Origin of the sequence: Niallia sp. FSL W8-1348, from assembly GCF_038006745.1 — a bacterium.
Taxonomy (GTDB): Bacteria; Bacillota; Bacilli; order Bacillales; family Cytobacillaceae; genus Niallia; species Niallia alba.
Map to the genome: position 1 here is coordinate 2,342,501 of NZ_JBBOVV010000001.1, position 12,640 is coordinate 2,355,140.

The 12,640-nt window shown below is 34.4% G+C and carries 10 protein-coding genes (1 of these 10 only partly in view); 2 read left to right on the plus strand and 8 right to left on the minus strand.

From position 1 onward, the window contains the following. The 8 genes from NST60_RS11260 to dnaA all read right to left on the minus strand — a co-directional run. Positions 1–1,061, minus strand: the 5' portion of a protein-coding gene (locus NST60_RS11260) for an HD-GYP domain-containing protein (protein ID WP_341098779.1). 19 nt of this gene lie to the left of the window's left edge; only the first 1,061 of its 1,080 coding nucleotides appear in the window; its start codon is at positions 1,059–1,061; its stop codon lies beyond the left edge, outside the window. A gap of 696 nt (positions 1,062–1,757) precedes the next feature. Beyond that, a complete protein-coding gene (gene gyrA / locus NST60_RS11265) occupies positions 1,758–4,265 on the minus strand; it encodes a DNA gyrase subunit A (protein ID WP_341098780.1) in 2,508 nt (835 codons plus the stop codon). A 166-nt stretch (positions 4,266–4,431) separates the two neighbouring features. Further along, complete coding sequence (gyrB, locus tag NST60_RS11270) at positions 4,432–6,363, minus strand: DNA topoisomerase (ATP-hydrolyzing) subunit B (RefSeq protein WP_341098781.1); 1,932 nt, start codon at positions 6,361–6,363, stop codon at positions 4,432–4,434. 65 nt (positions 6,364–6,428) lie between these two features. Continuing rightward, positions 6,429–6,665 carry an extracellular matrix regulator RemB gene (remB, locus tag NST60_RS11275; protein ID WP_341098782.1) on the minus strand — a complete coding sequence of 79 codons (237 nt, stop codon included), beginning with the start codon at positions 6,663–6,665 and terminating at the stop codon, positions 6,429–6,431. A 15-nt stretch (positions 6,666–6,680) separates the two neighbouring features. Further along, positions 6,681–7,799 (minus strand): DNA replication/repair protein RecF, encoded by a 1,119-nt coding sequence (gene recF / locus NST60_RS11280; protein WP_341098783.1) that lies wholly within the window; start codon positions 7,797–7,799, stop codon positions 6,681–6,683. Positions 7,800–7,813: 14 nt separating this feature from the next. Beyond that, a complete protein-coding gene (yaaA, locus tag NST60_RS11285; protein WP_016201467.1) occupies positions 7,814–8,026 on the minus strand; it encodes a S4 domain-containing protein YaaA in 213 nt (70 codons plus the stop codon). Positions 8,027–8,243: 217 nt separating this feature from the next. Further along, positions 8,244–9,377 (minus strand): DNA polymerase III subunit beta, encoded by a 1,134-nt coding sequence (dnaN, locus tag NST60_RS11290; RefSeq protein WP_212120992.1) that lies wholly within the window; start codon positions 9,375–9,377, stop codon positions 8,244–8,246. A gap of 198 nt (positions 9,378–9,575) precedes the next feature. Beyond that, a complete protein-coding gene (gene dnaA, locus NST60_RS11295; RefSeq protein ID WP_341098784.1) occupies positions 9,576–10,916 on the minus strand; it encodes a chromosomal replication initiator protein DnaA in 1,341 nt (446 codons plus the stop codon). 1,038 nt (positions 10,917–11,954) lie between these two features. On the opposite strand from dnaA, the gene rpmH reads away from it, so the two are divergent. Next, complete coding sequence (gene rpmH / locus NST60_RS11300) at positions 11,955–12,089, plus strand: 50S ribosomal protein L34 (RefSeq protein WP_016201470.1); 135 nt, start codon at positions 11,955–11,957, stop codon at positions 12,087–12,089. A gap of 176 nt (positions 12,090–12,265) precedes the next feature. Further along, positions 12,266–12,613 carry a ribonuclease P protein component gene (gene rnpA, locus NST60_RS11305; RefSeq protein ID WP_016201471.1) on the plus strand — a complete coding sequence of 116 codons (348 nt, stop codon included), beginning with the start codon at positions 12,266–12,268 and terminating at the stop codon, positions 12,611–12,613. Positions 12,614–12,640 lie beyond the last annotated feature (27 nt).

A 12,640-nucleotide genomic window follows, 5' to 3' on the forward strand; every position in this document is an offset into this window, starting at 1 on the left:
TCAATAAATAAATGTCTATTTTTTTCCAAATCAAGAATCATTTCATTTTCGATTATTTTAACTAACGGCCTAGTTGAAACATTACCTTCTATAAATAAAACTTCAGCTTTTTCGCCATTAGATAGTCTAACTTTACTTCCCGTTGTAAATTGCGTAATAGCGTTGCTTAATGCTTGTAATATAGTTAAATCAAACTTTCCGAAATGATCCTGATGCATTTGCTCAATGACACGAAAAGGAGAATGTTTCTTCCGATACAAACGTTCCGATGTCATCGCATGGAATGTATCAGCCACTGCTATAATTTTAGCAAAGACATGTATCTTTGTATCTACATTCCCCATCGGATACCCGCTTCCATCTATTCTTTCATGATGCTGAAAAATTGCGAGTCTAGTTTCATTTTTTAATAAAGTATGTTCAGGAATCATTTCCAAGCTGTACCTAGTATGTTTTTTCACTTCATTAAATTCTTCCTCTGTTAATGGCTCTGTTTTATGCAATAATCGTTGTTCGATTTTAGCCATCCCAGCATCACTTAAACAGCCTGCCAACGCTACTTGAATTGTATCTCGATAGTTATAGTTCAATTTTTGAGCTATAAGAGCACTAATAATTGCTACAGCAATTGAATGCTGATATATATATTCTTTTTTATTCGATAAGTGATAAAGAGAAAATATTTCTGTTGAGCCATCCTTTAACTGTTCTAACAAGGGGAGAAGTATATTTCTAATATTCGCTATATTTACAGATAACCCAGATTGCCAAGAGATAAACTCCTTTTTGTACAATTGAACTGTATGTAAAAAAAGATCTATAAAATCACTTTTAATTTCTTTCTGGTCTTTATTATGAATAGATGTATTAGACTGGATCATCTTTGTACCATCTATTTGTGTGTTTTGAACGGGAATTTTCTCTACTAAGAAAGCTTTTAATATCTCGATATGTTCTTCTGCTAAAACTGTTTTTGCTGTAATAATTGGTCTATTAGTTCGCATATATATATCTTCTGCTAAAATACTTCCTGCCTTTAACTCTTCTACATTAACGATCATTTGAAATCACCTTTCAAAAACGGACTTTTTTACTATTTTAATGTATTTTTTTTGAAATGTAACCCATTTTATTCAGACTTTTCACCTAAATACTAAGAATTTCTTCACTTATTTACGGAAAATATAGAAGATGGAGGAATTAAATTTTCCTTACTTATAAAAAAGCTGTTTTCTAAAGGATTGTTGTTTTTTCAATAGAAAAAAAAGAATTAGTTGGAAAAATGGAGCAACCGGAATACACGAAGACTTATGCGGGATTAGCGAGACAGCCTAAGCCCCCGGAGGAGTGAAGCTGAGGAGGCTTAAGCTTAGCCCCACGGAAAGCGAAGGAGGCCACTGAAAAAGTCCTTTTTTCGTGCGAAATTAAGAGCAAGCATATTTGAAAGTGAAAATAAGGTTGGTTTGGAGAGGCGTCCGTTCGACTCCTATGGGAGCTGCGAGAAAGTCCGAGACCCCGCAGGAACGTAGTGACGAGGAGGCTTGGCGCTCGCCCCATGGAAAGCGAGCGGACGCCTCGGAAAACAAATCGATCATCTTATGTTTAAAAAGTGGCTATCGTCCATCATCATTAACTGGCCAGTTTTTCAGTGCCCTCAAGCGGAGTTTATTCCGGCTGCGGGTAATCGCAACAAACTTTACGAAAACAACCTAAAAAAAGATGCCTTTATGGTTTCCCTTAAAGACATCCTCAAAATATTATTCGTTTGAATCCGCGTCATTTTCTGAAGACTCTTGTTGCGTTTCTTCATACAGTTCTGCTTCTTCCTCTTCTTCTTTCTCAACGATAGCAACAGTAGCTACAAATTCATTTTCATTTTCGTTTAATTTGATTAATCGAACACCTTGAGTGCTTCTACCCATTGTAGAAATATCACTTACAGCCATTCTGATTAAAACACCACCTGTTGTGATAATCATTAAATCTTCTTCCCCATTAACTACCTTCATGGATACAAGATTTCCATTTTTATCGGTGATATTACATGTTTTAATCCCTTTTCCGCCTCTGCCTTGAACTCTGTATTCATCTATCGGCGTTCTTTTTCCGTACCCATATTGTGTGACAACTAGTATTTCTGAATTTTCTTCTAGAACTTCCATCCCTACCACTTCATCATCAGATGAAAGCGTAATTCCTTTTACCCCAGTTGCTGTTCTGCCCATAGAGCGTACATCTGTTTCTGGGAAACGAATAAGTAAACCCTTTTTCGTTCCAATTATCATTTCCTTTGAACCATCTGTTAAACGTACAGAGATTAACTCATCGCCCTCTCTTAAATTAACAGCGATCAATCCATTGTTTCGGATATTGGCAAAAGATGATAATGGAGAACGTTTAGATATCCCTTCTTTTGTAGTAAAGAATAGATACCAATCATCTACAAATTCAGAAACTGGTATGATGGCATTTACCCACTCGTCTTTTTCCACACCTAAAAGGTTAATAATTGGAATACCTTTTGCTGTTCGACTGAATTCTGGAATTTCATACCCTTTTAATCTGTATACTTTCCCTTTATTCGTAAAGAATAGAATAGTATCATGGGTAGATGTTGAGCTTAACTGTTCGACAAAATCGTCCTCATTCGTACCCATACCTTGAATTCCGCGTCCACCACGTCTTTGCGCTCGGTAAGTAGAAGCTGGTAGTCTCTTAATGTAGCCATTATGAGTTAAGGTAATAATAATATTTTCTTCAGGAATCAAATCTTCATCTTCGATATTTTCAATTCCGCCAGCAATAATTTCAGTACGACGATCGTCGTTAAAGCGCTCCTTCACTTCTAAAAGCTCTTCACGAATAATATCTAAGATTTTTTCATCATCTGCTAGAATAGCTTTTAATTCAGCGATTAACTTAACTAACTCTCGATATTCATCTTCAATTTTTTCTCTTTCTAATCCTGTTAATCTTTGTAAACGCATATCCAGAATAGCTTGAGCTTGTTTCTCAGAAAGATTAAAATTCGTCATTAATCCTTCACGTGCTATATCTGTTGTACGGGAACTACGGATTAAACTAATTACTTCGTCTAAATGATCTAGGGCAATACGAAGACCTTCGAGTATATGAGCTCTAGCTTCTGCTTTTCTTAATTCAAATTCTGTTCTTCTACGAATAATTACCTTTTGGTGATCAAGATAATGTACCAAACATTGTTTTAGATTAAGTACCTTTGGTTGGCCATCTACTAGTGCAAGTAGATTGATACCAAAACTTGTCTGCATTGCCGTATGCTTATATAGATTATTTAAGAGAACATTAGCATTTGCATCTTTCCGAACTTCAATTACAATACGCATTCCAGTACGGTCAGACTCATCTCGCAAATCAGTGATTCCATCAATTTTCTTATCACGGACCAGTTCTGCAATACGCTCTACTAGTCTTGCCTTATTGACTTGATAAGGAATTTCTTTAACGATAATAACTTCCTTACCACTAGGCTTCACTTCAATTTCAACCCTTGCTCTTAATATAATAGAGCCTCTACCAGTCTCATAGGCTTTTCTAATCCCGCTTCTCCCAACAATCATTCCATATGTAGGAAAATCTGGTCCTGGTATAATTTCCATTAATTCAGGAACAGTAATATCTGGGTTTTTACTTACAGCGAGAACCCCATCAATTACCTCACCTAATTGATGAGGAGGGATATTGGTAGCCATCCCAACCGCTATCCCGCTTGTACCATTTACAAGTAAATTAGGAAAACGAGAAGGTAAAACTACTGGTTCCTTTTCTTCGCCATCAAAGTTGGGTCTATAGTCAATCGTATCTTTATTAATATCGCGCAATAACTCCATCGCTATTTTAGACATTCTTGCTTCCGTATAACGCATTGCTGCAGCTGAATCACCATCAACAGATCCAAAGTTACCATGTCCGTCTACAAGCATATAACGATAGTTAAAATCTTGAGCCATACGAACCATTGTCTCATAAACAGCACTATCACCATGTGGATGGTACTTCCCGATAACTTCCCCTACGATACGTGCGGACTTCTTAAATGGTTTATCGGAATGCATTCCAAGATCATGCATTGCGTATAAAATACGTCTGTGTACAGGTTTTAATCCATCACGTACATCCGGAAGAGCACGCGAAACAATAACACTCATTGCATAATCTAAGAATGAATCTCGCATTTCTTTACTTATATTTCTATCTTTAATTTGAGAATTTGGCATATCAGCCATGGAAAGGAACCTCCTTAAGAAACAATTAGATAATCTTCTCTCTTACTAAACTAATACGAGAATAAATAAATCTAATCGAATTCCTTATGATTAATAGGAATAACTAACTTCTAAAGAAACACACAAGGTGCCAATCTAATCAGCACCAAATTTCTTTTCCTATCTTTTAAACATCTAGATTTTTTACATAGGTAGCATTTTCTTCGATAAAGTTTCTACGCGGCTCTACTTTATCACCCATTAGCATTTCAAACGTCTCATCTGCTTCAATGGCATCATCTAAACTTACCTGCAAGAGCACTCTTTTTTCGGGATCCATTGTTGTATCCCATAATTGCTCTGCATTCATTTCTCCTAATCCTTTATACCGTTGAATATTTGGCTTAGGATTAGCTGACAATGTAGCTAGCACTTCCTGTAATTGTTTATCACTATATGCATATTCAAGTTTTTTCCCTTGCTTAACGCTATATAAAGGCGGCTGCGCAATGTAGATATAACCAGCTTCTACTATTTTTCTCATATAGCGATAAAAGAAGGTTAACAATAATGTTCGAATATGAGCACCATCGACATCTGCATCTGTCATAATAACAATTTTATGATATCTCGCTTTTGAAATATCATAATCATCACCGATTCCAGTGCCAATTGCAGTAATCATTGAACGAACCTCGTTATTCGATAAGATTCGGTCTAGTCTTGCTTTTTCAACATTAAGAATTTTACCTCTTAATGGCAGAATTGCTTGGAAATGACGATCTCGTCCTGATTTTGCCGAACCACCTGCCGAGTCACCCTCTACAATAAATAGTTCACTAATCTTGGGATCCCTGGAAGAACAATCCGCTAATTTCCCTGGTAAGCTTGAAACTTCAAGAGCACTTTTTCGTCTTGTTAATTCTCTCGCTTTTTTCGCTGCAATTCTTGCTCTTAAAGCCATTTGCCCTTTATCTACAATCTTACGAGCTACAGTAGGATTTTCCAATAGGAATTTCTCTAGATGTTCGGAAAAAACTGTATCTGTTATCGCACGAACTTCCGAATTTCCTAATTTTGTTTTCGTTTGTCCTTCAAATTGCGGGTCTGGATGCTTAACGGAAACAATTGCAACAAGTCCTTCTCTAACATCTTCACCAGAAAGATTTGCATCTGATTCTTTTAGCAAATTATTTTTTCTTGAGTAATCATTAATAACACGAGTGAGAGCTGTCTTAAATCCAGACTCATGTGTTCCCCCTTCATGTGTATTAATATTATTCGCAAATGAATGAATGTTGCCTGTATAGCCGTCATTATATTGGAAAGAGATTTCAACAGTGATCCCATCTTTTTCTCCTTCAATATAAATCGGTTCTTCAAAAAGCACCTCTTTGTTACGGTTTAAGTGCTCAACGTATGATTTTATACCACCTTCATAATGGTACTCTTTTCTTTTTTCCATGCCTTCACGTGTATCCTCAATCGTGATGCGAATATTACGGTTTAAGAAAGCAAGCTCTCGGACGCGATTAGCTAAAGTTTCATAATCATACTCTAATGTTTCCTTGAAAATCTCATCATCTGGCTTAAAGTGTGTAGTAGTTCCCGTATTATCTGTTTCACCGATAATTTCTAAATCAGCAACTGGAACTCCTTTTTGATATTTTTGGTAATAGATATTTCCATCCCGATGAACAAAAACCTCTAGCTCGGTTGACAGAGCATTAACTACGGAAGCCCCTACACCATGAAGTCCACCAGATACTTTATAGCCCCCGCCACCAAATTTTCCTCCGGCATGAAGTACAGTCATAATTACTTCTACAGCTGGTCTTCCCATTTTCTCCTGAATACCAACTGGAATACCGCGTCCATTATCTTTAACAGTAATACTATTATCTTTTTCTATAATGATATTTATCTCATTACAAAAACCGGCTAAAGCTTCGTCAATGCTGTTATCAACGATTTCCCACACCAAATGATGCAAACCTCGTCCACTTGTTGACCCAATATACATCCCTGGTCTTTTTCTTACAGCCTCTAAGCCCTCTAAAACCTGTATCTGACTTTCATCATAAGATTGTTGTTCAACTGGATTTTGTTCCGTTGACATATTGATCACCTAACTTTCATTGACATCAAAAAATTTTTTATTTCATTTTGCATCCATTAGTATTCTTAAACCGTTAACTGGACTGTTCTCTTTTTTAACGTATTAGAAGCAATCGGCGAAAAATAGATAGTATCCTTCGTAATAACAATAGATTTATAAGATGAACTGTTCCCATTAATCATTGCTTTTTGCTGTTCTAAAAATTCTTTTGAAATAGGAGATGACTCTACTGTCTGTCTATCTAATATAGTTATAATTTCAAAAGTTCGCACAAGAATATTTTCCCCAATATGAACGTACACTCTTTCACCTCAAAGCTATTGAATCTTTTTTATTGTTCCTGATTCAACCTGAAAAGTAGCGGCTTCTTTTAATGTCTGATGGTCTATTCCATCGACATTTGTTGTTGTAACAAAGGTTTGGACTTTTCCTTGAATGGTATTTAATAAATGAGATTGACGGTAATCATCTAATTCAGACAAAACATCATCTAGAAGCAGGATTGGATATTCACGTATTTCTGAATAGATTAATTCAATCTCTGCCATTTTTATTGATAAAGCGGTCGTTCTTTGCTGTCCTTGTGAACCAAAGGTTTGTACATCTCTATTATTCACATAAAACATCATATCATCACGATGAGGACCAAATAAGGTCATTCCTCGATCGATTTCCCGTTTTTTCAGATTTTGGAATTTTTCTTCGTATATACCTTTCATTTTCGACAATTCCTGGTCTTCTGATACATCAACTGAAGGTTTATAGCGAATTTCCAGGGTTTCTAATCCACGAGATATCCCTTTATGAACTGGAACTGCCCACTTTTCCAGCAAATGCAGGAATTCAAAACGCTTTGCTACGATTTTAACGGCCATATCTATAAATTGTTCTGTTAAAATCTCAAGCATAGTATGATCGGTTTGCTTATTTGTTTGTAGTTGTTTTAGGTAGGTATTTCGCTGATGTAGAATTTTTTGATATTGTCCCATATCATGCAAATATACAGGGGATATTTGCCCTATCTCCATATCAATAAATCTTCTTCTTATTTGCGGGCTGCCTTTTACTAAATTTAAATCCTCAGGCGCAAACATAACTACGTTCATATTACCGATATATTGACTCAATTTTCGTTGCTCTATATGATTAAATTTTGCTTTTTTCCCTTTTTTAGCCACAACTAACTGCATGGGAATTTTCCCATGTGTTTTTACTAATCTACCTTCTATTTTAGCATACTCTTTATCCCAGCGAATAAGTTCTTTATCATTTGACGTACGATGAGACTTCGCCATAGCTAGAACATAGATAGATTCCATCACATTGGTTTTTCCTTGTGCATTTTCTCCTAAAATCACATTTACTTTATTTTCGAAAGAAATATCCAGTTCCTCATAATTCCGGTAATTTCTTAAAAGCAACTCATCAATATACATTTGGTTTCACCCTTTTATAAAACAGTGTACTTGCCAAATGAAGGAATATTTATTTCATCACCACTTCTTAACTTTCTGCCTCTGCGTTGATCTTGTTCCCCATTTACAAATACCTCGTATTCGCCTAGGAACCATTTCGCCATTCCACCTGATTGTATTAACTCTGCTACTTTTAGAAATTGACCTAACGTAATGTACTCCGTATCGATTTTAATTTGATTATTCATTTTTTCACTCTCTCAACTTTAATCGTATCTTTCTATTCTACTAAATAATTAATTGATACACAAAGAAAAGTGTAATATTTCTATAAATAAGTAAGTAATATTCAAAATGAGCACGTAAAAACATGATCATAAACCACTTATTAATCCTTTTGCATATTCATACATCTGGTATATATAAAGAAAATTGGGTGTTCATTAAATAGAACACCCAATACTTTTAATAGGTTCTTACTGGTAATATAAGCTGTAATGTGGAGTCATCATTTGTAGGATGAATAACGAATGGTCTCATTGCTCCAGTAAAGCTAATTTTAACTTCAGATCCTTCAAGAACTTTCAATGCATCCATCATAAATTTTGCACTGAAAGAAATTTTTAATTCTTCCCCACTAATAGACTCACTCACTAATTCTTCCATTACTTTTCCTATCTCAGGAGTAAAAGAAGAAATTTCTATCACATTTTCGCCCATTGTGGAAAATTTCACTACGTTATTTCGCCCTTCACGAGCTAATAGAGAGGCACGGTCAATTGATTGTAAAAACTCTTTCGAATTAACAACAATATCTGTTTTACTTTCGGTTGGAATTAAACGATTTGTATCAGGATAATTCCCTTCTAACAAACGAGAGAAAAATAGAATATGTTTTGTTTTGAATAAAATTTGATTCTCTGTAACGAAAATTTCTACAGGCTCATCATGATCATCCAAAATTCGATTTAGCTCATTTAAACTTTTACCCGGAATGACAATATTAAAGGACTGTTCTGCTGCCGCTTCTATTTTTGCTTTACGTAAAGCAAGTCGATGACTATCTGTTGCAATACAGATTAAATCATTGTTTTCTATCTTCCAGTTTACACCTGTCAACACCGGGCGTGTTTCTGAGGTGGACACTGCGAAAACAGTTTGTTTTATAATATTTTTTAATAAGTCTGTCGGCACTTTAATAGAATTTTGTTCCGAAATTTGTGGCAAATGCGGATACTCTTCTGAATCGAGTCCATTTAAATTAAATTCTGATTTTCCAGAACGAATGGTTGTTTGTAAGTTATCTACTACAATTTCAACTTGATTGGTAGGAAGCTTTTTAACAATTTCACTAAAAAATTTCGCTTGTAAAACAATAGAGCCAGTTTGTTGGATTTCTACTATTTCTTGATCATTTTCTTCTTTAGGAATAAAAGATTCGATAGAGATATCTGAGTCACTTCCAGTTAGTGTGACCCCTTCTTCACTTGCAACAATTTTAATTCCTGTAAGGATAGGGATAGTCGTTCTACTAGTGATTGCTTTCATTACATCTTGAACACTTTGAACAAGATGATCTTTTTGGATGATGAATTTCATTAATTGATCCTCCGATTTAATAAATTTTTAATGGCAGTTCTAAATGATTATTTTAATAATATATGTTTTAAAAAAATAGTAGTAATAGTAGTAGGTCCTGTTAGTATGTGGATAACTGTATTTAAGCAAGGAAACACAGTCTATCAACATGTGGATAGACTGTGTTTAAATTCATGCAAGTTATACACACTATTCTATCTAAACTTTTAAAAGTTCATTTATTTCTTTTAATTGTTTTTGAAGAAGTGAATCGGTTAAAAGCATTTTTGAGATTTTTTCATGGGCATGGATAACAGTAGTATGATCGCGACCACCAAATTCTTCTCCGATTTTTGGTAACGAGAAATCTGTTAACTCTCTTGATAAATACATGGCAATTTGTCTTGGAAATGCAATTGACTTTGTTCTTTTTTTGGCTTTAAAGTCGTCTAACTTTATATTAAAATGCTCACCTACTACTTTTTGAATATCATGAATGGTTATTACTCGTGGTTTAGAGCTTGGAACAATATCTTTTAATGCTTCCGCTGCTAAATCAGCATTAATATCTTTATTAATTAAAGAAGAATATGCCACTACTCGAATAAGTGCCCCTTCTAGCTCACGAATATTAGTATCAATCTGATTAGCAATATAAAGCATTACTTCATTTGGGATATCTAGTCCATCAGCTTTCGCTTTTTTTCTTAAAATAGCAATTCGTGTTTCTAAATCTGGTGGGGTAATATCTGTAATAAGTCCCCATTCAAAACGAGAACGCAATCGATCCTCTAGTGTTGGAATCTCTTTTGGAGGACGGTCACTAGAGATAATAATTTGCTTGCTTTCTTCATGTAAGGTATTAAACGTATGAAAAAACTCTTCTTGTGTTGATTCTTTTCCAGCAAGAAACTGAATATCATCTATTAAAAGAACATCTACATTTCTGTATTTATCACGGAATTCAGCACCCTTATTGTCACGGATACTATTAATAAACTCATTCGTGAATTTTTCAGAAGATAAATAAACGACCTTAGCAGATGGATTATGATCTAAAACATAATGACCGATTGCATGCATTAAGTGTGTCTTTCCTAAACCAACTCCTCCATAAATAAATAGAGGATTATATGCCTTTGCAGGTGCTTCGGCAACAGCAAGGGAAGCTGCATGGGCAAAGCGATTTCCAGAGCCAATGACAAAAGTATCAAAAGTATATTTAGAATTTAAGATGGTTTGTTCCGTAACTTCTTCTTCTTTTTTCTTTTGTTTGGTAGAAATTTGCTGATCAAATTCCTCTTCTATTTGATTTTGAGGAATAATAAATTTTACAAGGAGTTCTTCTCCAGTGATTTCATAAAGAATTTCAGCAATAAGTTGAGAGTATCTTTCTTCTAACCAATCCCGTGCAAATTCATTAGGTGCTGTAACAACTAGAAGATCTCCCTGCAAGGAATGAGCCTTTGTAGGTTTAAGCCATGTATCAAAACTAGGTTTGCTAATCTTTGTTTCGATTGTGCTTAATGCGTTATTCCAGAGATCCGTTATATTTTTCAAGTATCCTCGCCTCCTTTACTTAAAGTTAAATTTGCTTAGCGTTATTATTCATCTTAGTAAATTGATCTATCTTAAAAAAGTGCAGAAAAAGACATATTCCAATATAAAAAATGTAATCTATTAGCTGTTTTTTCGAAAAATGATCAAAAAACAAAAAAAGAGCTTTAAAGCCTTAAGATAAAACCTGATTAAAACTTGATTTTTACTAAAAGGAATAAACCAATCGGTGCGTAAGGTGCAGCAATGGCTAAACCAAGAACTAAAAATTTTTTTCTAAAGTACATATTAATGTAAGATGTTTTTCTTTATTCAAACGTCAAATTCCGATAGAAAGGAATCATAAAACACCGACTTTGGACAAAAATTTACAGCCTTGTTGATGCAAATATGCAAAAAAACAAGGAAATTGTCCTTTTCTTATGTGGAAAAATATATTATAAGGAAGATTAGTGGTATTTCGACAGTATCCACGGTTTGTGGAAAACTCTGTTCAGACACAAAGAATAAGATGTCCACAATTTATCCACAGATTGTGGATAATGTAGTTATACACAGATTTTATTCAGATGTGAAAACAAAACTATAATATCAAAAATTTATAAGAACTGCAATGCTTTTTAATATCTTATCCACAAGCTAATTAAGTTGTTAGTAATAAATGTCCACAAGGTATTAGTTTGTTGAAAAGTTGTAAATAACTATTGTGGAAAAAATATTCCCGTCGAAATTTATCCACAATAGTCGAAAAGATAGTAAAAAATACGTAAAGGAGATAGATAATAATTTTGTATAGTATCCAAATTGGTAAAAATTATTCGTTAAGAAAAAGAATAGTTGGGAAGGATATGAAGTAGAATAGAAAATTATGTGGTATACTATTTCAATGGCCTTAGATTATAGAGAGGGATATCACTAAAATTAAAGGTGATCCATAAAATAAGCGATAAATAAAATGAATAGTTGACAATTAATTACCTATGTTTATATAATTGTAAGGACTGTCTATAACAGCTATTCCTCAGGGAGGTGTCATATACAATGAAAAGAACTTATCAACCAAATAAACGTAAAAGAAGTAAAGTTCACGGATTCCGTAGCCGCATGAGCAGCTCAAATGGACGTAATGTCTTAGCGCGCCGTCGACGCAAAGGAAGAAAAGTATTATCAGCTTAGGCCACTGAAACGTCAGTGGTCTTTTTTCAATTAAAAGGCGAAGGGAATGATCTTAATAGAAGGACAGTCCCTTCCCTTTTTTACAATAGATTGGTTTACTTCACGTTAAGATGCCTATCTAATTTTCTATTAGGAGAGAATTAGGTAAGTTGGAGGAATTGAAGGAGTTATAAACGTTGAAAAAAGAATTTAGAATCAAAAAAAATAAAGAATTTCAGTCAGTTTTTAAAAAGGGGCAATCTTTCGCAAATCGACAGTTTGTTATTTATAAATTAGAAAAAGCGGAACAAGAGCATTTTCGAATAGGCCTGTCTGTCAGCAAAAAAATTGGTAATGCAGTGAAGCGAAACCAAATAAAGCGCTATGTAAGACAAGCATTCCTTGAATTGGAAGGGATGTTGGAAAATAAATATGATTATGTCATAATTGTAAGAAAGCCTGTTGCTGAGATGTCTTTTGAAGAGGTAAAAAAGAGTCTTGTCCATATTTTGAAAATAGCAAAAGTTCTTTCACGAAAGAATTAACGGGAAAATATTAGTTAAGCGTTTCCT